22 protein-coding genes are annotated in these 24280 nt (G+C 40.9%); 12 read left to right on the forward strand and 10 right to left on the reverse strand.

Going from position 1 to position 24280, the window contains the following annotated elements:
* Positions 1–57 precede the first annotated feature (57 nt).
* A complete protein-coding gene (locus tag ACTWPF_RS01870; RefSeq protein ID WP_443148130.1) occupies positions 58–624 on the forward strand; it encodes a GNAT family N-acetyltransferase in 567 nt (188 codons plus the stop codon).
* 50 nt (positions 625–674) lie between these two features.
* Here ACTWPF_RS01870 and ACTWPF_RS01875 read toward each other — a convergent pair whose 3' ends face one another.
* Positions 675–2144, reverse strand: coding sequence for a potassium/proton antiporter (locus ACTWPF_RS01875; RefSeq protein WP_443148131.1), 1470 nt, complete (start codon positions 2142–2144; stop codon positions 675–677).
* 322 nt (positions 2145–2466) lie between these two features.
* Here ACTWPF_RS01875 and ACTWPF_RS01880 point away from each other — a divergent pair, with 322 nt between their 5' ends.
* The 3 genes from ACTWPF_RS01880 (at position 2467) to ACTWPF_RS01890 (ending at position 5890) form a co-directional block, all read left to right on the forward strand.
* Positions 2467–2598: a hypothetical protein gene (locus ACTWPF_RS01880; protein WP_259343671.1), complete on the forward strand. Its 132-nt coding sequence runs from the start codon at positions 2467–2469 to the stop codon at positions 2596–2598.
* A 408-nt stretch (positions 2599–3006) separates the two neighbouring features.
* Positions 3007–4104 carry a glycosyl hydrolase family 8 gene (locus ACTWPF_RS01885; RefSeq protein ID WP_443148132.1) on the forward strand — a complete coding sequence of 366 codons (1098 nt, stop codon included), beginning with the start codon at positions 3007–3009 and terminating at the stop codon, positions 4102–4104.
* Between the two features lie 88 nt (positions 4105–4192).
* On the forward strand, positions 4193–5890 hold the full coding sequence (locus ACTWPF_RS01890) for a methyl-accepting chemotaxis protein (RefSeq protein WP_443148843.1): 1698 nt from the start codon (positions 4193–4195) through the stop codon (positions 5888–5890).
* A gap of 45 nt (positions 5891–5935) precedes the next feature.
* Here the strand turns inward: ACTWPF_RS01890 and tatA are convergent, their stop codons facing one another.
* From tatA to ACTWPF_RS01905, 3 genes are all read right to left on the reverse strand, one after another.
* The gene (gene tatA, locus ACTWPF_RS01895) at positions 5936–6118 is read right to left on the reverse strand and encodes a twin-arginine translocase TatA/TatE family subunit (RefSeq protein ID WP_106898196.1); all 183 of its coding nucleotides are present in this window, start codon (positions 6116–6118) and stop codon (positions 5936–5938) included.
* Positions 6119–6150: 32 nt separating this feature from the next.
* Positions 6151–7866, reverse strand: a complete 1716-nt coding sequence (locus ACTWPF_RS01900; RefSeq protein WP_106898195.1) for a GMC family oxidoreductase — start codon at positions 7864–7866, stop codon at positions 6151–6153.
* Positions 7867–7938: 72 nt separating this feature from the next.
* Positions 7939–8688 carry a gluconate 2-dehydrogenase subunit 3 family protein gene (locus tag ACTWPF_RS01905; RefSeq protein ID WP_106898194.1) on the reverse strand — a complete coding sequence of 250 codons (750 nt, stop codon included), beginning with the start codon at positions 8686–8688 and terminating at the stop codon, positions 7939–7941.
* 115 nt (positions 8689–8803) lie between these two features.
* Here ACTWPF_RS01905 and ACTWPF_RS01910 point away from each other — a divergent pair, with 115 nt between their 5' ends.
* Positions 8804–9460 (forward strand): hypothetical protein, encoded by a 657-nt coding sequence (locus tag ACTWPF_RS01910; RefSeq protein WP_106898193.1) that lies wholly within the window; start codon positions 8804–8806, stop codon positions 9458–9460.
* A 241-nt stretch (positions 9461–9701) separates the two neighbouring features.
* On the opposite strand, the gene pstB is transcribed toward ACTWPF_RS01910, so the two are convergent.
* From pstB to ACTWPF_RS01930, 4 genes are all read right to left on the reverse strand, one after another.
* Positions 9702–10520 carry a phosphate ABC transporter ATP-binding protein PstB gene (pstB, locus tag ACTWPF_RS01915; protein ID WP_106898192.1) on the reverse strand — a complete coding sequence of 273 codons (819 nt, stop codon included), beginning with the start codon at positions 10518–10520 and terminating at the stop codon, positions 9702–9704.
* 39 nt (positions 10521–10559) lie between these two features.
* Positions 10560–11444, reverse strand: a complete 885-nt coding sequence (gene pstA / locus ACTWPF_RS01920; protein ID WP_106898191.1) for a phosphate ABC transporter permease PstA — start codon at positions 11442–11444, stop codon at positions 10560–10562.
* A 1-nt stretch (position 11445) separates the two neighbouring features.
* Positions 11446–12396: a phosphate ABC transporter permease subunit PstC gene (pstC, locus tag ACTWPF_RS01925; RefSeq protein ID WP_036577754.1), complete on the reverse strand. Its 951-nt coding sequence runs from the start codon at positions 12394–12396 to the stop codon at positions 11446–11448.
* 142 nt (positions 12397–12538) lie between these two features.
* Positions 12539–13549, reverse strand: a complete 1011-nt coding sequence (locus tag ACTWPF_RS01930) for a PstS family phosphate ABC transporter substrate-binding protein (protein ID WP_161464411.1) — start codon at positions 13547–13549, stop codon at positions 12539–12541.
* Between the two features lie 259 nt (positions 13550–13808).
* Here ACTWPF_RS01930 and ACTWPF_RS01935 point away from each other — a divergent pair, with 259 nt between their 5' ends.
* From ACTWPF_RS01935 to ACTWPF_RS01955, 5 genes are all read left to right on the forward strand, one after another.
* On the forward strand, positions 13809–14669 hold the full coding sequence (locus ACTWPF_RS01935) for a Cof-type HAD-IIB family hydrolase (RefSeq protein WP_443148133.1): 861 nt from the start codon (positions 13809–13811) through the stop codon (positions 14667–14669).
* A gap of 35 nt (positions 14670–14704) precedes the next feature.
* Entirely contained in the window at positions 14705–15910 is a 1206-nt protein-coding gene (locus tag ACTWPF_RS01940; protein ID WP_443148134.1) for a winged helix-turn-helix domain-containing protein, read from the forward strand.
* Between the two features lie 221 nt (positions 15911–16131).
* The gene (locus tag ACTWPF_RS01945; RefSeq protein WP_161464590.1) at positions 16132–17604 is read left to right on the forward strand and encodes a Na+/H+ antiporter NhaC family protein; all 1473 of its coding nucleotides are present in this window, start codon (positions 16132–16134) and stop codon (positions 17602–17604) included.
* Positions 17605–17953: 349 nt separating this feature from the next.
* Positions 17954–18775 carry a radical SAM protein gene (locus ACTWPF_RS01950; protein WP_443148135.1) on the forward strand — a complete coding sequence of 274 codons (822 nt, stop codon included), beginning with the start codon at positions 17954–17956 and terminating at the stop codon, positions 18773–18775.
* Between the two features lie 239 nt (positions 18776–19014).
* Positions 19015–19659, forward strand: coding sequence for an SDR family oxidoreductase (locus tag ACTWPF_RS01955; protein WP_443148136.1), 645 nt, complete (start codon positions 19015–19017; stop codon positions 19657–19659).
* Positions 19660–19710: 51 nt separating this feature from the next.
* Here the strand turns inward: ACTWPF_RS01955 and ACTWPF_RS01960 are convergent, their stop codons facing one another.
* Complete coding sequence (locus ACTWPF_RS01960) at positions 19711–20436, reverse strand: DUF1538 domain-containing protein (RefSeq protein WP_443148137.1); 726 nt, start codon at positions 20434–20436, stop codon at positions 19711–19713.
* Positions 20433–21116 carry a DUF1538 domain-containing protein gene (locus ACTWPF_RS01965; protein ID WP_443148138.1) on the reverse strand — a complete coding sequence of 228 codons (684 nt, stop codon included), beginning with the start codon at positions 21114–21116 and terminating at the stop codon, positions 20433–20435. The genes ACTWPF_RS01960 and ACTWPF_RS01965 overlap by 4 nt, the downstream gene beginning before the upstream one ends.
* Positions 21117–21347: 231 nt before the next feature.
* Between ACTWPF_RS01965 and ACTWPF_RS01970 the strand changes: the two genes are divergently transcribed.
* The gene (locus tag ACTWPF_RS01970) at positions 21348–22607 is read left to right on the forward strand and encodes an argininosuccinate synthase (RefSeq protein ID WP_443148139.1); all 1260 of its coding nucleotides are present in this window, start codon (positions 21348–21350) and stop codon (positions 22605–22607) included.
* The gene (argH, locus tag ACTWPF_RS01975; protein WP_443148140.1) at positions 22604–24016 is read left to right on the forward strand and encodes an argininosuccinate lyase; all 1413 of its coding nucleotides are present in this window, start codon (positions 22604–22606) and stop codon (positions 24014–24016) included. Before ACTWPF_RS01970 ends, argH begins: the two co-directional genes overlap by 4 nt.
* Positions 24017–24280 lie beyond the last annotated feature (264 nt).

A 24280-nucleotide genomic window follows, 5' to 3' on the forward strand; every position in this document is an offset into this window, starting at 1 on the left:
CGTAAACCTAGCGTAACCTGTTAAAATAGAAAAAAATGGGCTTGTGGAGGGGTAGAAATGATAGAGCAAATAGATCTTAAAGAGATACCAGTATTGGAAACAGAGCATTATGTGCTTCGGGGTATAGCGAAAGAAGATGCAAAAGAGCTATATCTTTTCATGAGGGATCAAGAGACAATGCAATATATTACTCCACATCCAGTTGGAACCGAAGCTGCGATGCAGGAGGAAGTCACAAGGTACCTCAAGAAGTTTGCTCTAAAAAAGGAAATCCCATGGGTGATTCTAGACAAGGAAACTCGGAAAGTGGTTGGCCAATTCCGCTTTCATAAGTTGCATCTTTGGCATAAGAAGGCAGAGATGGGCGCGGTGATACGGAAAGAATACCAAAATAAAGGAGTTATGACCGAAATACTTGATGTTGTGTTAGACTTTGGCTTCCATACATTAAGGTTAAATCGTATCGTTGGGGATATATTTGCAGGAAATGAAGGATCAAGGAGACTTATGGATAGGTTTGGTTTTAAAAGAGAAGGCGTATTGCGACAAACCGATTTTGATGGGGAGAAATACCATGATACGGTTGTTTATAGCTTACTACAGGCAGAATATAGAAGAAAATAAAGTAGAGGCATTCCCAGGGAATTCCTTTGAATGCCTCTTTAGATTTAACTTCAAGCTTCTGTAACTTTTGGCTTTTTCTCTTTCTTTTTGCCAATTAAGACGGCTTTTGCTTTTTCCCTACTCTTTTTGTGACTAAGAACGTAAAGCGTATCGTTCACATGAATGACGGAATTTCCTGTAGGTGTGATTAGCTCGCCCTCACGAATTATCCCTATAATTAACGTGTTATCAGGTAATATCAAATCAATCAGTGATGTATCGACTGCTGGTGACTTTTCAGTAATAGCAACCTCGATTATTTCTGAATCAGTTGTACCTAAGTTAATAATCTCGAGGCTCGGCAGTAAATCTTCTTTTTCTTTCCCCGTCAGTTTAAGCTTTTCTGCCAGCCAGGATAGACTGCTACCCTGGACGAGAGCAGATATCAATACGACGAAGAAAACAGCATTGAAGATGAGTTGGCTACTCTCTATGCCCGCTATAATAGGGTATGTTGCTAGTACAATCGGAACAGCCCCTTTTAATCCTGCCCAGGAAACAAATACTTGCTCCTTCAAATTGTATTTCATGAAGACCAGCGAGAGAAAGACTGCAATAGGCCTTGCTACGAACATTAAGATGATAGATAGGGCAATCCCTTGCCAGAAGATTTCCAATAACTGACCTGGAAAGACTAATAACCCTAGTAAAATAAACATTAAAATTTGCATCATCCAGGCAAATCCTTCGTTAAATCGTAAAATCGTGAAACGGTAAAGGAGGTCATTGTTGCCTACAACTACAGCCATAACGTATACAGCAAGTAGTCCACTACCGCCAATTGAATCAGTTAAAATATAAGTGAGCGAGGCCATTGCTAAAGCAAGCACGGGGTAAAGCCCAGCCGTATCAAGCTTGATGTGATTGATAATGAGTACAGTTAACTTTCCAAGTGCCACTCCAAGTATTAGACCAAGCCCCATTTGTAAAAAGAAACTACCGACGGCTGTCCAGATAGAACTATCAGGTATTTGAATGATCTCAATAAAAGCGACGGTCAAAAACACAGCCATCGGATCATTTGAGCCAGATTCCGCTTCGAGGGTAGAAGTTAACTTGCGTTTAATATTTTTATTTCCTAATACAGAAAAAACTGCAGCGGCATCTGTTGAGCCAACGATGGCTCCGAAAAGCATACCTTCCAATAAGGAAAAATTGAGGATGTACATTGCAGCTAATCCCGCAATAGCTGAAGTTATGAGTACCCCGAAAGTTGCCAGGATACTTGCTGAGCCGATGATCGGCTTTATCTGCGACCACTTCGTTTGTGTGCCACCTTCAAAGAGGATAATAATAAGTGCCATTATTCCAATCAATTGCGTGATTTCAACATTTTCAAAGAAGACAAATTGGTTCATGCCCATTCCGACAAGGAGGAACAAGACTAGTGAGGGTAAACCGAGACGGGTAGAGAATTTAGTGGCTAGAACTCCCATGAGCAACATAGAAGTAAATAAGAAAATCATTGTTTCTATTGACATTATATGAACAACCCTCCGATGCAAAAAGAATATACACTTCTATTTAATTTTAAACTGTATTTCAGAAAAAACAAAACATAAAGCACTTTAACAGCTAATTTTATCCCGGAGCAACCGTCCGTAAGACTCCCATTTCAAAACATAAAGTGAAACCGTTAGTTTATAGTGGGAGAAAACGGACGCTAACACCCCGGTTCGTTCAACTAACAATTAGTGGGGGATATTGAAAAACCCCCGCTGATTGAAGTTTCACTTTATATCCATGTATATAAATGACAGCCTGCGTAAAACTAAAAAAAACCTAGAAAAGGAGAGTGTGCAAATGGACGAGAAAAATAACCAGTTTAAGGAAAACAAAAATCATGGTGAACATCGTAATGGAAGAAAAAGCCAATATAAAAACAGCAATTCAAAAGGCGGAGACGAACCAAATCAATTTATCTCAAAAAAGTAGAACGTTTAGAGGTGACCATCCAGTAAGTGGATCGGTCGCTTTTTCATTTTTTAAGGAAGAGGATTGTCCAATAATGACCTCTCTATTATAAATGTATGCTGTTTCCCTAATCTAAAGGACTAAAAAGGGTTGCATTCTATATAAAGGTAGTGTAAGTTCTTTATATAGAACGAAGGGTTATAACAGTCTATAATCTCCGTAAAATTACTTAAGTAGCAAAGTTTGTTTAAGAACAAGGGGGATTACTTAACTTTTTTGTTCTTTATTGAGTACGAAATTAATTGAAGTGTTAAACAAGAAGTCACCTGGTATAAAACAAAACGGTTTAAGCAGGAAGATCTAGTTAGGAAGGACCGTTCTGCATAGTAGGAAATCATTCAAACTAGGAGAAGATAAGAGGTGCGGACAATGCTAATTCAAGTATTTATTGCCATCATACTCGTTCTTATAGTCATAAATGTGTTGATTAATCTAAAAGGCGAAAAACATACCGAGGACAGCGTTATTACAGAACAGTTTATTGTTAAGTGGTTGAAGAATGATAATGGCACATTGGCAACGTATATCAAGCCTGACAAGCAGTTGGATGAAGACCTTGTTTCAGGTAGAGAAGCTCTTTCAGAATCGCTTGGATTATGGATGCGTTATGCAATCGAAAAAGAAGATAAGAAGTTGTTTGATAACGCCTATATGCAGTTGGTTAATCATTTTCTTAAGCAGGATGGAATGGTTTATTGGAAGTTGACGGAGAAGGGTAAAAGTGATGTGTACACCAATGCATTGGTAGACGATCTACGGATTATTGCCGCCCTGATGGATGCCAATAAGAATTGGCCAAAGAGTAGCTATCCATACAGTAAAACGGCAGAGCAAATCGCGAAATTTCTGAGTACCTATAGTAAAAGTGGAGATGTATTAACCGATTTTTATGATAAAGGAATGCGATACAATAGTAATTATCTTACCTTATCTTATATCGACACTGCGGCATTGAGGCAGATGAGAGGAAATGGACTCATAGCGGCTTCACTATATGAAGCTACTGTAGATGTCCTATTGCAGGCGCCTGTTATAAATGGCTTTTTTCCAAAATCCTATCATGCCACAAGTGAGCAGTATATCTACGAAAATGAAGTCCATATGATCGACCAGGCGTTAACTGCGTACCAACTGTCTTTGGAAGGGGAGAACTCCGAAATGTTTTTAGATTTTATTAAGAATGAGCTATCAGAGAATGGCAAGATATACGGTAAATATAATCGACAGACGAAGGTTCCAACAGTCGAATACGAATCTCCCGCAGTTTATAGCCTCCTCATCCTCTATTGTTTAGAGGTTGGAGCAAAGGAAGTAGCAGATGGACTGTATAAACGAATGCTTGATTTCCGAAATGTCGAGGCAAATGATCCATACTATGGTGGTTATTCCGTTTACAAGCAAAATACACATATCTTTGATAATCTTCTTCCATTACTAGCAGAATTGAATGTATCTAGTTCAAATTAACTATTCTTTACAAAGAATTTACAGTAACTTAATACCCCCTTGATATACTTTTAACAATAGAGTACTTGGGGGTGCACCATTGGGTAAAATGAAACATACTTTCTATTCAAAAATCAGACAAGCATTGACTAAGCTAAGTCTACGCAGTAGATTGCTCGTCCTTTTTATTTCTATTTTCATTATCTCGGTTTCCATAGTTGGCGCAGTTTCATATGTGAAAGCAAAAAATATGACGACGGAAACTATTGAAAACCGCTTGCTTCGAGAAGCAGAGCTAATGGGTTATATAGCGGATAATTTAAAGTTTCTATATGTAAGTGATGAGACATATTTTCAACAGCAACTTGTGGCCAATATAAGGACACAGCAAGAAAAACTGTCTGATGAAGGGATCCAGTCAGACTTTTTTTACATAACAGACGGGAAAGCGACCCCCTTTGAAACAGGTGACCAAGGGCTTCATGCTGTACCGGAGCAGGTGATTTCCCGGATAACCAAAGAACAAGATGGCATTCTAAACGGACAAGTAAATGGGAAAGATTATACGTTTACTTTTCAAGAGATGGAGGAGATCAATGGTACCTATGTTATTGCAGTGCCTGTCGATTCCTATATGGATCCTGTTCAGGAGATGGCTTATTCCACCATATTTGTAATAGCTATAAGTATAGCTATTAGCATACTACTGATCGTTTTGTTTGTTAGCAGTTTAACAAAACCGTTAATCGTATTGCGAAAAGCGATGAGACAGGTAAGGGAAGGGGACTTACAGCAAGCTGTTGCCATTGACACGACCTTACCGGAATTTATTTCTCTTAAAAAAAGCTATGACGCCATGATGGAGCAAATGGTACAGTTGCTACTCGATATACGAAAAACAACGTTACAGCTCCAAAAACACGGGAATGAATTACAGCAATCCTCTGAAGGGACGCTAGTCTCCAACCAGGAGCTAAACCAGGCAATTCACGTTGTGAAGGAAGGTGCAGAACAAACTGCTGCAAGTTCAGAGGTAAGCGCGGAAAACTTCCGAGAGATGAAACAACAAATGGAAGAAATGCTTGTCAATATGGACTCTGTCTTCAAAAGTTCTGATGACATGCACGCTTCTGCTGAGGCGGGTAACCAATCGATGTCTCAGCTAATTCAAACAGTACATAGCTTTGAAAAAGACTTTGCTCAATTGACAGAAACGGTACGACGGTTGCAAACGGACGCGAGGTCTATCAGTGACCTAGTTGGCTTGATTCAGGGTATTACAGAACAAACGAAGCTCTTGTCCCTAAATGCGTCGATTGAGGCTGCGCGTGCAGGGGAAGCAGGTAAAGGTTTTGCAGTGGTAGCAGAGGAGGTTGGGAAGTTGGCACAACAATCCTCACAAGCTGCCTCGCAGATTACTACTTCCATCCATAACATGGAAAGTATAACCAACCATGCAACGAGGGAGTTTGAACAAATGCTTCAAAAAACACATCGCACACTGGAGATGTCAAACGGCTCACAAGTTTCCCTTGATACATTACTGAATGAAATTCATGATGTCGGCAGTAAATTGAGGGGAATGCAGAATGAATTAAGTGGAGTAAAAAAACAGTTACCTTCGCTGGAACAAATCGCAGCCGATTTTTCCTCTGTATCACAGGAGACATTGGCAAGTGCGGAACAGATGCTAGGGAGCAGTGAACTGCAAGTACAATCTGTTAAGGCTACCCATGAAATAGGTTTAAAATTGAGTGCTACATCTGAATCCCTCTCTTCCAAAACAGAAAGATTTAAAATAGAATAAAAAAACAACCAGGCAGCAGTCGCGCTATGCCTGGTTGTTTTTGAATTATTTCTTTGGTTCAGGTGCTTCCTGGTCATCATCATCTAAAAGCTCATTTGTGGATCGTTTAAATTCAGATAATGTTTTACCAAAAGCCGAGCCAATTTCCGGTAGTTTCTTTGGACCAAAAATAATGAGGGTAATGACCAAAATAATAATTAAACCTGGAATTCCTATATTTGATAACATCGCTCTCCCTACCTTCTTATAGTATAGCTAGATTAGGCTAAAATCCCGCCACTCTTCTGGTATTTTATAACCCCCTCAGCAGCTCGATATGCTAGCGCACCTACTGTATCTGTAGGATTGTATCCGCTGTTATGCGGAAAAGAAGAGGCGCCGACAACAAATAGGTTGTCCATATCCCACATTTGGGAGTAATTATTAACCGCAGAGGTGTTTGGATCGTCGCCCATGATCACTCCGCCGGTATTATGGGTGGATTGATAGGTCGTAATATTGTACGGGCCAAGCTCTTCCATCGTATCAATTTTATCTGCGCCCATCTCTTTTAAAATTCCCTCCGCTTTTTTAGCGGTAAATTGTGCTAGATGGCGATCCTGGTCTTTGAAGTCATAGGTCATGCGGATGACAGGATCTCCAAAGGTGTCTTTATAAACGGGATCTAAATCAAGATAGTGCTGTTTAAATGGAAGACTGGCACCCATCGCGCTAACAGACAATGTTTTATTGATATATTTTAATGAATTTTGCTTGAATTCTTTCCCCCAAGTTGGTGATTCTTTTGGAATGGGGTTGTTTTGGATTGGTCGGTGCCCGGTTTGAGTTAAAGATAAGTAACCTCCGTGAAGAAACTTAAGGTCAGAGTGGTCGAAGTTATCTCCATTGAAATCATCAATTACCATTCCTAATGCACCAGCTCCTGCAAAGTTATTAAATTTCTCGTCTTCAAAATAACCAACTGCGGAACCCTTTACAACTTGGTAAGCATAGTTCTTCCCGACAACGCCTTTCCCTGTTGAAGGGTCATAAGGCTTTCCAATCTTAGAATTTAATAATAGTTTTACATTATTAAACACATAACTGGTAACCACGACAGTATCAGCAGGTTGTTCTATTTCTTCTCCTGTTGTAACATCCGTGTATCTGACTCCTGTTGCTTTTCCATCCTTATGTAGGATTCTTCTAACCCAGGAATGTGTCCGCAAGTCAAACTTTCCTGTTTGTTTTGCAACAGGTATCACGGTTACAACAGGATCTGCTTTTGCCCCGTACTCACAACCAAACCGTTCACAAAATGCGCAGTATTGGCAGGCTGCTCGTGATATTCCATCTGGGTTTTCATATGGCTCTGACAAGTTAGCAGAAGGCATCGTGTAAGGATGGTAGTTTAACTTCTCTGTGGCTTCTTTAAACATCTTCATCTGCGGAGAATGTTTCATTGGGCGTGTCGGATACTTATCAGACCGCTTTCCCCCAAGTGGGTTTTCTTCTCCAGAGATTCCAGACATTTTTTCGAATTTATCATAGTAAGGCTCTAGCTCATCATATGTGATGCCCCAATCCTGGATGGTCATATCTGCAGGTATTTTATTTTTACCATATCGTTCAATGGTTTTACTGCGGATCTCAAAGTCGTATGGAAGAAAGCGAAATGTTTGCCCATTCCAGTGAACGCCGGCTCCTCCTAAACCATCACCAAGTAAAAAGGAACCATATTGTCTCATTGGGAGCGCACGTATTTTTTCATTCCCTCTGAATGTAAGGGTGTCTTTAGACAAGTCTTGCATTAATTCATAGCGTAGTGCGTAACGTAGCTCATCATGAACCATATAGTAGTCCTCTGTCTCACGCTCTCGGCCTTTTTCTAAGCCAACTACATTTAATCCCTGCTTCGTTAGCTCTGAGGCGATAATTCCACCAGCCCAGCCAACTCCTACAATTACAACATCTGTTTTTGGTAGTGTTTTAACCATCTTCTAACATACTTCCTTTCTTGTGCATTGGTTGCTTCTATTTCATGCTTGCCATTGCTACTTCGACTCTATTTACATATGGTCGCGAAGACTATTAGGAGGAATCTCTTTAAATTCACCTTCAATAATATCTGTGTAATTCATTTGGTTGCCCGGATAGTCCCGCATTTTCCAACCATCCATATCCTTGTTACCACCATAAAGTGGATCACTATAAACACCTTCTAATGTCATCGACCGCATTAATTGAAAAAAGTTTCCAGGGGAAATGGTTGTTACATTCACTTTTTCTTCTGCGAAGTCAGTTAACACCTTATCTTGGTCTTCCTCGGATAATTCAGTGAATCCTTTATCATAGTTTTGGTGACTATAATTTTGCATCTCTCTAATTCCGATTCTGTAAATCTCTCTGCGATTTAATCTTCCTTGATAGCCCTGTTCTTTTTCACCGTGGAAAAACGGTGGTTGCATGTAATCACGAGCATTAAAGCCGTAAGCGCCAGCTAATTGGTGATCAATGTAATATGCCACTCCAAGTTCCCGAGCTCCTGGCCCATTATCATCTTGTGGGAAGATGCGTTCTGTCGCAGCTTCAATGGTACGAAACTCTGCTTGGTTGAAATACATTAATGCTTGATTGAAATTTTTTGTTTCTTCCTGTTGTTGCTGAGTATCTTCTGCCGTATCTGCGTTCCAAGGGATAACACTCCCAAGTACCCCACCAACTGCAAGGCCGCCAACCGCAATCCCTGAATTACGTAGGAACTTTCTCCTGGATAGGTTCTCCTTTTCAACTTGGTTATTATTCTTTTCTTCTGACATTGTTTTTACCTCCCTGCATATTGCTTGGGATTATTATGTCACCATAAATAACCATTCATGCATTTTTTTTAGTTGGGTATACTATCCCGTGAATAAGGAATGGAGGGTATTGAAAATGAAAATAGGTAAAATGAGTTTGCTAATTATGATGACAACAGGCCTATTGGCGGCTTGTACAGAAGGGGACAATGCAGAGGAAAGTACCGAACAACCCAATATGGAGGAAGTGGGTTATTCACATGAGAATATGAATGATCCAGATATTATTCCAGGAGTATCACGTGATAAGAAGGATACAACAAATAATAGCGGCAGTACCTATAGTGGAATGGGGCAAAACCTTTACAGTACAATTGGTACTTCTGGCGTGCATGAAGGTGGCATATCTTCTTATTTTGAATCAATTCTTGAAGGGGAAGGGATTACAGGAGTAAAAGTATTTGTAGTGGATGATTCAGTGATTCTTGCAAGAAACAAAGCGGAAAATACAAGCCATGAATATGACACAATGCAGCGTAATCTATTAAGTAATACAGAAGGAATGTCAGGGAAAGGTGAGCCTGATGGAGCGGGCAATGGAGCACAAATTGATGATAATTTAAGTCAAGCTATGAAGAAAATGGATGAGATGTTTAATGGGAATGTTAAGGTGTTGACCGTAACAAATCCAGAATCAGCTGATTTAATTGAAGGGATTAAAGAAAAAATAATGGATTCGTCATACGAAGAAGCTTCAAGTGATCTACTAGAATTACTAAACATGACAGAGTAAAGACTTATTGCATGGCACTAGGGGAAGTTGTTGCCTGGATTTGAGCACGCGTAGCTAAATGAAACAAAAGCGAAGGGCGTCGGTTTTCAGGGAACGCCGATTAAGTACAACCCGTCTTAAGTCAACGTCGGTATGACCCAAGTCCTCCGGGTCTACTTATAAACCTACAAGAAACCCTCTGCCTGGTCTAGACAGAGGGTTGTTTATATCGTTCAAGGGAAGAACAATGTATCGAGATTTTCTAACCAAAGCGCCCGGAAATATAATCTTCCGTTCTGCTGTCGGCTGGTTTTGTAAAAATGGTGTCCGTTTGGTCAAACTCAACCACTTCACCATTTAAAAAGAAGGCAGTTCTATCGGAAATACGTGCTGCCTGTTGCATATTGTGGGTCACGATAATGATAGAGTAATCTTTCTTTAATTCCTGCACAAGTTCTTCAATGCGGAGCGTTGATTTTGGATCGAGTGCTGAAGTAGGTTCGTCCATTAGAATAACATCAGGTTCGATGGCAAGACAGCGTGCGATACAGAGACGTTGTTGTTGGCCACCTGACAATCCATAGGCATTTTCTTTAAGTCTGTCTTTTACTTCTTCCCAAATAGAGGCTCCGCGAAGACTTTTTTCCACGATTTCGTCTAGAATTTTTTTGTTGCGAATTCCATGAATCTTAGGGCCGTAAGCGACGTTGTCATAGATAGATTTAGGAAATGGGTTTGGTTTTTGAAATACCATTCCTACCCGTGTGCGCAAATCTTCTACTTTAAACTTTTTGTCTAGAATACTCATGCCATTATAAGTGATCGATCCCGTGGTACGTACGGTTGGGACAAGCTCTACCATGCGATTAAGTGTTTTAATATACGTTGATTTTCCACAACCTGAAGGTCCGATAATCGCCGTAACCTCTTTTTCATAAATCGATAAGTTTATATCCTTTAAAGCGTGGGTCTCCCCATACCATAAGTTCAAATCTTTTGTATCGTAAACAACATTTTTATTTGGAAAAGTCTCTTCAGTATAATTGGTGAAGATAGGCTTGCTTGCAGTTTTAAGACTCATTAGAATACCTCCTTATATTTGCGCCAGAACGTTTGTTGACTAGTATCTTTGCTGAAATTTATTACGGATAATGACGGCAATCGAATTCAGGATAAAAAGCATGACCAGTAATACAACGATGGTTGCTGCTGCTAGGTTTGCATACTCTGATACAAGGGATGAATCAATTGTCCAGTAATAAATTTGCATCGGCATGATCGTAAAGGTGTCGAAAATGCCCCCAGGAAATGGTATCAACAATGCTGGTATTCCGATTACAGTAAGTGGAGCAGTTTCTCCAATTGCTCGTGATAAAGCGAGTATGGAACCTGTTAAGATCCCAGGGAGTGAAGCTGGCAGGACGATGTTTTTAACAGTCTGCCATTTTGTAGCGCCCATTCCGAAAGATGCCTCGCTTAGGTGTTGTGGGACAGCACGTATTGCTTCTTGGGAAGCTACGATTACGATAGGTAGGACAAGGAGAGATAAGGTAAGCCCTCCTGCAAGCACAACATTCCCTAAATCCATAGCTCTAACAAAAACAGTTAGCCCTAGTAAACCGTAAACAATGGATGGGACACCAGCTAAGTTAGCAATGTTTGTTTGAATAATAGCTTGGAATTTTCCTTTTGGAGCATATAATTCCAAATAAATAGCTGTGGCAACACCAAGAATTAGTGTAACTGGTATGACAACAATCATTAGCCAAAGTGTGCCTAGTATAGCACCCATAATGCCAGCTCTGTCGGCGCTAGTCGAAAGCTTTCCTGTAATGAAATCCATATCAATCCAAGCAAGTCCCTGTGTTAGAACACGAATGATTAGGATGGCTAGAACGACGATTCCAAACATGGTTGCAAGAGCGAATAACGTCTTAAATATATTGTTTTTTACTAATCTGCGGTTCATTTTACTCTGAACTTGTTCCTGGTTTATATATTTCATTTTAATATTCCTCCCTAAACTTACGAGAGATGTATCTTGCCAGTAAGTTCATAATTAGGGTGAAGACAAAAAGTGTCATGGCAACAGCATAAAGGCTGTAATATATAGTCGATCCAGCAGGGGCTTCACCACCGGAGACTTCAACAATGTATGCAGTCATGGTTTGCATAGATTGTGTAACATCAAAAGTGAAGTTCTTTGAGCTACCACTTGCAATCGTAACAATCATTGTTTCACCAATTGCGCGGGATATCCCAAGAACGAAGGATGCGATAATTCCTGACAATGCTGCTGGTATAACAACACGGAAGGTTGTTTCCAACTTGGTTGCGCCAAGTGCTAATGCGCCCTCGCGCATCGCATTGGGTACAGAAGTCATGGCATCTTCAGAAAGGGAGGCGATCATCGGAATAATCATAACTCCCATTACAATTCCTGGACTTAGAATGTTTGTTGCTTCCAGTGTAGGAATAATCTTTTCTAACACAGGGGTTACAAAGGTGAAAGCAAAGAATCCATAAACAATCGTAGGTATTCCTGCTAGCACTTCAAGTATAGGTTTTAAAACTCTTCTAACTTTGTCGGTTGCATACTCACTCAGGTAAACAGCGGTCATAATACCTATTGGACCAGCTACGAGCATCGCGATCACGGAAGATATAATCGTACCGTTTATTAAAGGTAATACTCCGAACTCAGGGTTTTGGCTTAGTGGCTTTAAAACTGTCCCGGTAAAGAACTCAGTAAAGGGTACCGCTTTGAAAAATGATATTGTTTCAGTTAGCAGGGTATATACAATGCCTATTGTAGTTAAAATCGAGATGGCTGCGAATAGAAACAGAAGTCCAGGAATCATTCTCTCTGTATAGTTGGACATATTGCGTTTCTGTTTCTTCTCGTCTATTAAATGCCGAATAGAACTTTCCTTATTCAAATCCCCGTTAGGTGTCATGGGATCGCGATCCCCCTTTCAATTTCCAGATACGTAATGATGTTACTTGTTCTCTTTATAAATTTAATTAAAAGTCACAATAAGATGAGAGCATTGGAAGCTCTCATCTTAAAATGGGTATGTTTAATTTTTAATGAACATTTTATTTAAGTGCTTCTAGTTCTTCAATTAGTGTTTGAGCTTCATCCTCAGGAATAGGGGCGAAGCCTGTTTCGCCAGCGAATTCGTTAACATTGTTCATTACATAGAGTGCGTAATCAAGAACTTGTGGTTTTTCTTTTGCTTGGTTTACATTTAAGTAAGTAAACACTGGACGTGTGAAATCTGCATAGTCGCCATCTTCAGCAATCGTATCAAGTGAAGGTTCTACAGCGCCGTTACCGAAGTCTACGTTTACTGCTTGTAATGAGTCTTGATTGTTTATATAGTAACCAAATCCGAAGAATCCAATAGCGTTTGGATCATCTGCTACTAATGTAACAAGTGTTGAATATTCTTGTTGTAAGTTGATATCACTTACTAGATCTTGTTCTTCAAGAATAGTTTCATAGAAGAATTCATAAGTTCCGTGATTTTCGTTAGGCCCTACAGGATTGATTTCTTCATCTGGCCATTCAGGATTAATATCAGACCAAGTTTCTACCCCGCCATCAGCAAGGAAAATACTTTTAATTTCTTCTGGAGTCATTTCAGTAGCCCAGTCATTGTCAGGGTGGATAACAACTGTTAATCCATCCAATGCGACTTTAAGCTCTTTTGTTTCAATCCCAAGCTCGTCCGCTTTGGCTTGTTCTTCATCTTTAATTTGACGGGAAGCATCATTGAAATCTGTTCCGTCTTCTACAAGGAATTTTTCAAAGCCAGCGCTTGTACCTGCGCGGCTAACTTCAACTGATACGCCTTCTTGTTCAGTTGTCATATATTCTTCAGCAAGTCGTGACATTAGAGGGTAAACCGTACCTGAACCATCAATTACGACATTTCCTTCTAATTCTGCAGAGTCGCCTTCTGCGCTTGCCTCTTCTGAAGATCCGCTTTCAGATCCACTGCTTGTTTCGGAACCACTCTCATCCTCTGAGTCTGATCCACAAGCTGCTACAACTACAGCTAGACCTGCGATAAGCAGAATCATTAAAAACCTTTTGAAATTCATATAAATTGTCCTCCCCTTCATGCACTAATTAATTTTTGAAAGATTTTCTCTCTCAACTGCTAGTATAGTAGGGGAATGTTAAGTGAGTATGATCAGAATGTAAAGGTTTTGTAAATTAGGTAAAAAGTCCTCAGTAGATTAATAACGTTTGATGTTATAAGCGAATGAGAAGAACATGAGGTTGCATAGTGTGTATAATGGGGTTGCTACTAATTATGAACGCGCTAGTAAAAGGACATAAAGAATAGGAGAGCTAATCATGAAATTAATCGCAACAGACTTGGACGGAACACTATTAAACGCAAAAGGGCAGGTAAGCTTAGAAAATGCCAGAGCAATGAGAAGGGCTTTAGATCTAGGTATAAAGGTAGTTGTGGCCACGGGAAGGTCCTACGGGGCGGCAAGAAAGCCTTTCAAAGAAGTAGATTTAATTGCTCCAGTAATTTGCTTGAATGGAGCTAATACATATTCGGAAAAGATGGAACTCTTAAGAGAAGCACCATTAGATAAATCTACAGCACGGGAGGTACAATTGCGCTGTGAACAAGAGGGCATTTATATTGAACTCTTTACAAGCGATGGAGTCTATTCAACTAGTAGAGAAAAGTTTATACAAGTCATGATAGACATATTGCAGACAGCAAATCCTGATATGTCAGAGGAAGATATACGGAAAGATGCAGAGAAACGTTTTCAGAATGAGGACGTTCATTTTATTGAAAGTCACGACGAGCTGTTTGAACGAGAGTCTTTACAAATCCATAAAATACTCGCCTTTTCACTGGATAATAAAAAGCTCAAAGATCTGCATTCAATATTTGATTCTAATCCTGGTTTGGCAATCACTTCTTCAGGTGAAGTCAATCTTGAATTTAATCATCCAGACGCACAGAAAGGGATAGCTTTAGAAGAATTAGCAAAAAATATGGGGATTGAGATGAAAGATGTTATGACATTAGGGGATAACTTTAATGATGTGAGTATGCTCAAAATGGCTGGGCGTGGCGTTGCAATGGGAAACGCCGTTGAAGAAATTAAGGCACTATGTCAATATACAACTAAATCAAACGATGAACATGGTGTGGCATATGCAATTGAAGAGATGTTAAAAGAGTTGTAATGCAAGCTATGTATTAATGAGAGGTGTGGTGAACTGTGCAACCTTCCTATGTTACGAGTAAAGAAGCGGTAAGACGATTTCTTCTTGAAACGCAATACCTACTACCTGAAGAGGATCAGGAAATTTCTGTAATACAAATGATTCGAAACTTGGAGTGTGTGCAGCTCGACCCTGTAGCCTCAGTCGAGCGCAATCAACACCTTGTTCTTATGGCACGCGTTCCCGACTATCAACCGGATATGCTTCATCAACTACTCGCTAAAGGGGATCTGTTTGAATACTGGGCAAATGCTGCATGTACGATACCTGTGCAAGATTACCCTGTATTTAAAGCGGTACGTTCTCGTTTAAGGAAGCTGGTTCAGCCTGAACTTGAAAAGCTTTCACCTATAGTCCGACATATTCTAGACAGGCTAAAGGATGAGGGGGAGCTACCATCCCGTGCCTTTCGATCAGACGAGCGGGTCCATGGTGGCTGGGACACGGCCCAACCTAAAACAAAGATAACCTCTCGGGCATTAAATTTGTTGCTTGATGCAGGAATCATCCGTGTCGTTCGAAGAGAGGGATCAGAAAGATATTTTCACCTAACGGAAGAGAGTCTGCCACAATGGTTATTGAATCAAGCTGATAAAATAGAGGTAGAAGAGGCAGAGCGCGCATTGCTAGCAAAATATATTCGCGCTTATCGTGTGATAGATGCGCGTGATCCCCGGTTTGGCTGGCAAAAGCTTAAAGCAATGGAACGAAAACAAGCCATGGAGACGATGGTAGCTAGTGGGGAGGCCATTCGACTTACAATAGAAGGAATAAAAACAACGTACTACATATTAGCTGAAGATTTGGACCGACTCAAAAGACATGAAAGGACCCCGGATCCGTTTTCCATTGAGCATGATGATGTGCGTTTTTTGCCACCATTAGATAATTTGCTTTGGCGACGTGACCGACTTGTGGACCTATTTGATTTTACCTACCGGTGGGAGATCTATATCCCAAAGGAAAAACGGCAATACGGTTACTATGCCATGCCAATCCTTATTGGAGATCAGCTTGTTGGAAGAATGGACCCTGGTCTTGACAGGAGTTCCAATCAGCTGCATATTCGCCAGCTCAAGCTAGAACCAACTATAAAGGTAACAAAAGAGCTTCATGGTAACATTTGGCAAGGGTTGGAGAGGTTCGCTGCAGCCCACTGCGCAAAAGGGATTACGTTAAATAAGAATATGTGCGACATTTAATGTGTTTAAAAGGGGGCCAAACGCTTCTATTCAACTCAAATCACATGTGATAGACTAGTAAAAATAAAGTGAAACTTCAATCAGTGGAGGGGTGTTCTTTCCCCACTGATTGTTAGTTGAATGAATCGGGGTGTTAGTGCCTGTTTACTCCCACTTCATGTTTTTTGAAGGGAGTCTTACGGACGGTTGCACCGGGATAAAAAAAGGGGAAGGGGATAGAGATGGCTGACAAGGAAGCATTAGACAGGGCTACAGGAAGCACCGAAGTAAAACAACTAGATTTCCGTTTGGGGGCTTTTGGAGCAGCGGTACCTTTATTGTTCTTTGTAATATGGGCGATTACTACTAGCGTGCTTCAACTTTCATCGGAAATTGGCCTTGTTCTTGGTGCAGTAATAGGATTAACATTAGGATTATTATTATCAAAAAGTAAATGGGAAGACTACGCGCAGGGGATGTTTGATGGGCTTGCCCAACCAATCGGTGTGATTGCAATGGTGGCCTGGTTTTATGCAGGGATGTTTGCCCAAATCTTACAAGTCGGAGGATTAGTTGAAGGGCTTGTTTGGATCGGGGCAGTTACTGGTTTGACAGGGGGCCTGTTTGTTGCATTAACCTTCTTGCTTGCCGCTACCTTTTCTACGGCAGTTGGGACAGGCTATGGAACAACCGTAGCATTTTGTACGCTAATGTATCCAGCTGGAATAGCGGTGGAAGCAGATCCGGTTATGCTGTTTGCAGCAATCCTTGCTGGAGCAGTATTTGGAGATAACTTAGCACCAGTGTCGGATACGACAATCGTGTCTGCCACGACGCAGGAGGCTGATGTCCCAGGGGTTGTACGTAGTCGTTTCAAATATGCTATTGGAGCAGCAATCCCTACCATTATATTGTTTGCCTTGTTTGGTGGAGGTGAAAATGCAACTGCGGATCAAGCTGCTATTGGGGCCATGATGGATCAGACTAATCCGAGCGGACTTTTAATGCTTATTCCATTTGCACTTGTATTAATTCTGGCCCTATCCGGCCAACACTTGATTACATCCTTAACATGGGGGATTATTCTAGCTATCCCATTAATTTGGATACTGAAGTTAGGAACAATCGACCAAATTATTTCCTTTAATCCGGACTCAGACAATGTTGTAGAAGGTGCTTTAATTGAAGGGATTTCCGGTTATGTAAATATGGCAATCCTCATCTTGCTTATTGTCGCAGCTGCCCATTTATTAAAATTGGGCGGAACAATGCAGGTGATCACAAAAGGACTTGTGAAGTGGATTGGGAAATCTGTCCGAAAAGCTGAACTCTCCATGTGGGGAATTGTAGCGATGATGAATAGTGCGATTACCATTAATACAGCTGCTGAGATAGCCGCAGCACCATTTGTTAAAGAACTTGGTGAAAAATACCGTATTCACCGATACAGAAGAGCAAATATGCTAGATGCTGTTACCTCTGCATTGGGATACATTTTCCCATGGGGTGCACCTGTTCTTTTAGGTTGGACTACAATTCAGACGATGAAGGAAAAATATGAGTGGCTTCCTGTTGTGTCTCCAACAGAAGTTTTCCCGTTTGTCTTCCAGGGTTGGTTCCTTGTGATCGTTATGCTAATCGCTGCCTTAACAGGATGGGGATTGCGTTACGAAGGGAAAAATGGGGAAGAAGTAAAAGAAAGACCATCAGAATAACTTTAAGGACAAATATTTCAATAAAAAGTTGTGCCAATTACGCGCTACGGAAAAAAACTACGCTTTCCGTGGGCACGGCCTCAGCCTCCTCAGAAGCATAGGTCGCTTCTTCCGGGGTCTTTGGACTCGTGCTGTTCCCACTGGAGTCTACGTTTTTCCTCCGCTAAGTAGAGTTTTATACCTAATAGAAATGCTGAACGAATAAGTTTATAGCCAAAAGGGCTTTGAATGTTCGTTCGGCATTTGTTTTTAATGTTTTCTGGCTACACCTATCTGTTGTTGTTGTTTTATTAATTTGTTATTACTTTGGTTATAGTTAGTTTGAGAATTAATATGAAAGGGTGATCGTATGAAACCGGATATTGCGTATAGGCAGCCGAAATCTATTTTAAATAAAGGAAACGGTTATCTCTCTGGCTATAGCCATTCGCTTAATCCATATGCGGGCTGTACCTTTGGCTGTTCATTTTGCTATGTTCGGAAGTTGCCTGTTTCTTTATTCAAAGGAAAAGAGTGGGGAACATGGGTAGATGTGAAACAAGAGGCAGAGAAGGTTTTAACAAAAGAACTGATAAGGGAAAAGAAAAAGGGAGAAGTGACTATTTTTATGTCTTCTAGTACGGACCCATATCAGCCAGTGGAACGTAAAGAGCGAGTCACAAGATTTTTACTAGAAACGATGGTAGAGAATCAGCCGGATTTTCTTTTCGTGCAAACGAGAAGCCCGTTGGTCAGACGTGATATAGATATATTAAAACAATTTGGAGACAAGGTACGGGTCAGTATGACAATTGAGACAGATGATGAAGCTGTCCGCCAACATTTTACCCCTCAAGCCCCTAGCATATCCTCAAGGTTAAAAGCATTAGAAGATTTGAAGAAACATGGTATACGGACCCAAGCAGCAATTGCCCCTGTTTTGCCAAGTACAGAAAAATTCCCCTCTCTTTTAAATGGTATAGCGGACCGAGTATGTATTGATGATTTTTACATGGGAGATGGTAGTGGTGGTAAGCGGACAGAAGAATTAGGGATCTTTGACTTATTTGATGACATCGATAAAAAGAATTGGACTGTGGATACCGCGTACAGGATAGTGGAAAACAGAATGTATGAAGTATTTGATAATGAAGATGTCTTAATTAGTCAGGAGGGATTTGCCCCATATTAAACAATCGGCAGATTTATCCCGTTGCAAACGTCCGTAAGACTCCCACTTCAAAACATGTAGTGAAACCGTGGTGTTTAAGTGGGAGTAAACGGACGCTAACACCCCGATTCGTTTAACTAACAATCAGTGGGGGAAGAACGAACCCCCCCACTGATTGAAGTTTCACTTTATTGTGTACCAGTTCCATTTTATGAAATACTAGTAAATAAGAAGATATTATAATGGGAAGGGGATTGACGATGAAACTGTTTTTAATTGGTGCAAATGGACAAATTGGCAATCAGGTATTGGAACAAATAAAAGCCAATGAGAAACATTCAGTTAAAGCAATGGTAAGAAAACAAGAACAACTTGAAAAATATCAGGACGCAGGGGTGGATGCCGTACTGGCCGACCTGGAAGGAAGCGTAGCTGATTTAGCTAAAGCGATGGAAGGGTCTGATGCTGTCATATTTACTGCTGGTTCTGGTGGTAATACAGGCGATGATAAAACCTTACTGATTGATTTAGATGGAGCGGTTAAAGCAATCGAAGCGGCAGAACAAAGTGGTGTGAATCGGTTTGTGATGGTAAGCGCCATGCAAGCCCATAATAGAGAAAACTGGCATAAGGATTTAAGAACCTACTATGTTGCCAAGCATTATGCAGATAGAATGCTACAGAACAGTAAATTAACTTATTCCATTGTACGTCCGGGATTATTGTTAAATGAGCAGGGTACCGGTAAAGTAAGCATTGCGGAAAACCTAGGTCAAGGATCTATTCCACGTGAGGATGTTGCCAAGCTTGTTATAACGGCGGTGGATAACGAGAAAACCTACTATCGCTCCTTTGATCTAGCTTCAGGTGAACAATCTATCGAACAAGCAATAGAATCATTATAAGGAATCAGGGGGCAGCCGAATGATGGGCTGTCCTTTTTCGATTTATGTTATTTAGTGTGCTCTTTCCTTTCTACCAAATAGAATGCCTAATGTTAGCACGGATAAGATCGGTGCAAGGGCCACTAGCGCTACCATTCCAAACCCATCAAGCAAAGGATTTGTTTCACCAATTTCTCCTGCAATACCAACAAACATAGACAGAATAAAGGTAGCAGTCATCGGCCCAGTTGCAACTCCCCCTGCATCAAATGCTATGGAAATAAAGGCCCTAGAGGAGTAGCGCATCATAAGGAAGGCCGCTATGTAGCCGGGTAGAATGAAGACCCATAAAGAAATGCCGATAATAAGTCGAAGCATGGCCACAGCGACAGAAAGTCCCACCCCAATAGAGATGGTGTACAGAAGCAATTTTTGCGGGATATATCCCCTCGAGGCCCGTTCCACCTGATGGATTAATACATTGACAGCTGGCTCTGCATAGGTGGCTACAAACCCCAATAGAAAGCCAATCGGCAGGAGCAACCAAATAAAGTCATACGTGCCAAGTTCTGCTCCGATAAGCCTCCCGATAGGTAAAAAGCCAAGATACACACCTTGGAGAAACAAGGATAGACCTAAAAAGGTGAAGAGGAAGCCTGTCATAATTGGTAGGATTTTTTTAATTGAAAGCCGGAAGAGTTGCACCTGGAAGATAAAGAATAGGAAAAGCAATGGAGTTAAGGCTGCTCCAACCTCCAGCATCGTTTGCCCGAAGCCCTGAAATAGTTGTGAATTCATCCGTACACCACTCCTAATAAAAGTACGGCAATAATGGGACCAATGGAAGCAAGTGCAACAAGCCCGAACGCGTCTTTGGAAGCAGTATTTCTTTTCATAACAGAGGCCACTCCAACGCCAAGTGCCATAATGAACGGTACAGTTAATGGGCCTGTGGTTACACCGCCGGAATCAAAAGAAATAGGGACGTAGGAAGGTGGAGTAAGGCTTGCAAGTAGAAAAACAATCCCATAACCGGCTAATAAAAGATAGGCTAAGTTCATCTGGAAGATAATACGGAGTAACGCAAGACTAATAAAGATGCCAACCCCAAGTGAAACAGACAAAAGTAACACGGGCTTCGGTATCGCCCCTTCGGAAACAATTTCTACTTGGGATGATAGGATTCGCACATCGGGTTCAGCTATCGTAACGACAACTCCTAGTAAAAAGCCGATCCATACAACAATCCACACTTTATTTGTTCTAGGCAAAGCGGAACCAATCATCTCTCCTAGAGGAAGCAGACTCATATTAACCCCGAGTAAAAATAAAATTAACCCAACACTGACCATCATAACGCCTAGAATAAAGGGCATAAATTGTTCAAAAGGAAGCTGGATTATCGTGAATTGCAACAGTGTAATGACTATCGTAATAGGCAGGATAGAGAGTAGAACTTCTTTTACGGTTTCTTTCATCGTTATCCTCCTCTGTCTATCTTGCCTTCTATTTTAAGTTGTCCCTTAAAAAGCAGGCATTTCTATTTATATTCATGGACAAGCATTTTATTACTGCCTTTGCGCTTTAAAAACTGTAATCATTTAATACATTTTAACTATTTTTAAAAAAACGTCAGTTTACTGTTGAATAATTATCCATTATATTGCATAATAATTCATAAGATAAGCAAAGATGAAGGAGTGTTGACGATGGGGAAGGAAAAAATTGTTTTAGCATATTCAGGTGGATTGGATACTTCAGTAGCTGTAAAATGGCTACAGGATAAATATAATTATGATGTGATTGCTGTAGCATTAGACGTCGGAGAAGGGAAGGACTTAGAATTTGTTAAAGAAAAGGCATTAAAAGTGGGGGCGATTAAATCCTATGTTATTGATGCAAAGGAACTGTTTGCCAACCAATTCGTCTTACCTGCTTTGAAGTCGAATTTGCTTTACGAAGGAAAGTATCCTTTAATTTCAGCATTATCCCGTCCGTTAATTGCCAAAGTCCTTGTTAACATTGCAGAAAAAGAGGGAGCGATTGCGGTAGCACATGGGTGTACAGGAAAAGGTAATGACCAGGTTCGCTTTGATGTAGCATTCACAGCATTGAACCCTAGCTTGAAAATTGTCGCGCCTGTTCGGGAATGGGCGATGTCAAGAGAAGAAGAAATGAAGTACGCGAAGGAAAATGGCATTCCTGTACCAGTCGATATTGATAACCCGTTTAGTATAGATCAGAATTTATGGGGACGCAGCAATGAATGTGGCGTACTGGAAGATCCATGGGCAGAAGCGCCTGAGGAAGCCTATGACTTAACGGTCAACCCTGTCGACGCTCCTGACGTTCCTGAAACCATCCAAATAACATTTAAGGAAGGCACCCCCGTATCACTTGATGGGGAAGCATTATCATTAGACAAACTAATTTTAAAGTTAAATGAAATAGCTGGAAAACATGGTGTTGGTCGTATCGATCATGTAGAGAATCGTCTTGTGGGCATTAAATCAAGGGAAATTTATGAGGCGCCAGCAGCCCTTACCTTGATTGCTGCACACCAGGAGCTTGAAGCACTGACATTACCACGCGAGGTGGCGCAATTTAAACCGATTGTGGAACAAAAGCTGGCACAGACTGTCTATGATGGACTTTGGTATTCGCCATTAACAAATGCCCTAAAGGCTTTTATAGAAGAGACACAAGCCCACGTATCTGGAACAGTAAAAGTGAAGCTGTATAAAGGGCATGCACAGGTGGTTGGCCGTGAATCGGCACAGTCCTTATATGACTTTGACTTGGCAACATATAATGCTGCAGATGCGTTCGATCATAATGCTGCACTTGGCTTTATAAAACTATGGGGACTGCCCACAAAGGTTCATTCCACAGTAAATCAAACACATGTGAACAAGGACGAAGCCATTGAAAAGGCGATTTTGGATGTTAAAGAAGCTGTTAAACCATGAAGCTATGGGGAGGAAGATTTACCAAACCAACGAACCAGTTAGTCGATGAATATACAGCGTCCATTCACTTTGATAAAAAACTTGCATCGTATGATATTAAAGGTAGTTTAGCCCATGTGGCGATGCTGGAAAAATGTGAGATCATCGATGAGAATGAGGCAAAGGATATTTCAGCAGGTCTCAAGGTGGTTCTAGAAAAGATAAACAGTGGGGAAGCAGTATTAAGTGAAGAGCAGGAAGACATCCATATGAACGTGGAAAAGCTACTTATAGATGAGATTGGTCCGGTCGGTGGTAAATTGCACACAGGCAGAAGTAGGAATGATCAGGTAGCACTTGATATGCGGCTCTACTTACGTGATGCCCTGATGGATATAAGTCAGTTATTGGCTGCATTGCAGGAGGCTTTGCTTCAACAAGTAGAAGAAAATAGGGACACTGTTTTACCTGGCTATACGCACCTACAGCGAGCGCAACCCGTGCTGTTTTCACACCATATGTTAGCGTATGTCTTCATGTTGCAGCGAGATGTAGAGAGACTCGGTGACAGCTGGAAACGTGTTAACAAATCACCACTTGGAGCAGGCGCTCTTGCTGGTACTACTTTTGGGATTGACCGACAGTTTGTAGCAGATCAATTGGGGTTTGATGGTATATGCGAGAATAGCCTAGATGCGGTAAGCGACAGAGATTTCGTTGTAGAGTTTCTTGGGAATGCGGCGCTTATTTCCACCCACTTATCAAGGTTGTGCGAAGAGCTGGTTCAATGGTCTAGTGCCGAATTTAACTTTATTGAGTTAGACGATGCCTTTTGTACAGGTAGCAGTATGATGCCACAAAAAAAGAACCCAGATGTAGCTGAACTTGTACGTGGGAAAACAGGTCGTATATACGGGAATCTGATTGGAATGCTGACGACACTCAAAGGCTTGCCATTAGCATACAATAAAGATATGCAGGAGGATAAGGAGGGCATGTTTGATACAGTGGAGACATTAAAAGGGGCTCTTGCTCTTTTTGCCCCAATGATGGAGTCGATGCATGTTAAGCGGGAAAATATGTATGAAGCTGTACGAAATGACTTTTCTAATGCAACAGATTTAGCTGATTATCTTGTTGGAAAGGGAATGGCTTTTCGAGAATCCCATGCCGTAGTGGGGGAGATTGTGCTTCATTGTATCCAGCATAACAAGTATTTACTAGACATGACTCTGGAGGAAATTAAAGAATTTTCTTCCATAATAGAAGCGGATGTATTTGATTTCCTGACACCAGAGGCCGTAGTGAATGCGCGAGACGTTGCTGGTGGAACAGCGAAGAATCGAGTGGAAGAACAAATTACGATAGCTAAAAAGAATTTACAAGATACGGAAACCCGACTTTCGCAATGGGCGGAACAAATTCATTAAAGGTTCTGCTTTGTTTTCTAGTCACCTATGTGCTAAACTAAAGGAAATTAATAGATGAATGACTCTCAAAGGGGAGTAGCGGGTGGAAATGGTTAACCATTTCCATAATAATAGTCGTCATTACATGGCTCTTGCCATCGGCTTTATTGACAGTAAACTGTTCAGCGAGACCTTTGCCTAACTATAGGCAAAGGTCTCGCTTTTTTTATACATTTGAAAGTGAAATTTCAGCCAGGAAGCAATGACAATTAGTTAAAACGTTGA

Origin of the sequence: Oceanobacillus sp. M65 (assembly GCF_052246275.1) — a bacterium.
GTDB lineage: Bacteria > Bacillota > Bacilli > Bacillales > Amphibacillaceae > Oceanobacillus_B > Oceanobacillus_B jordanicus.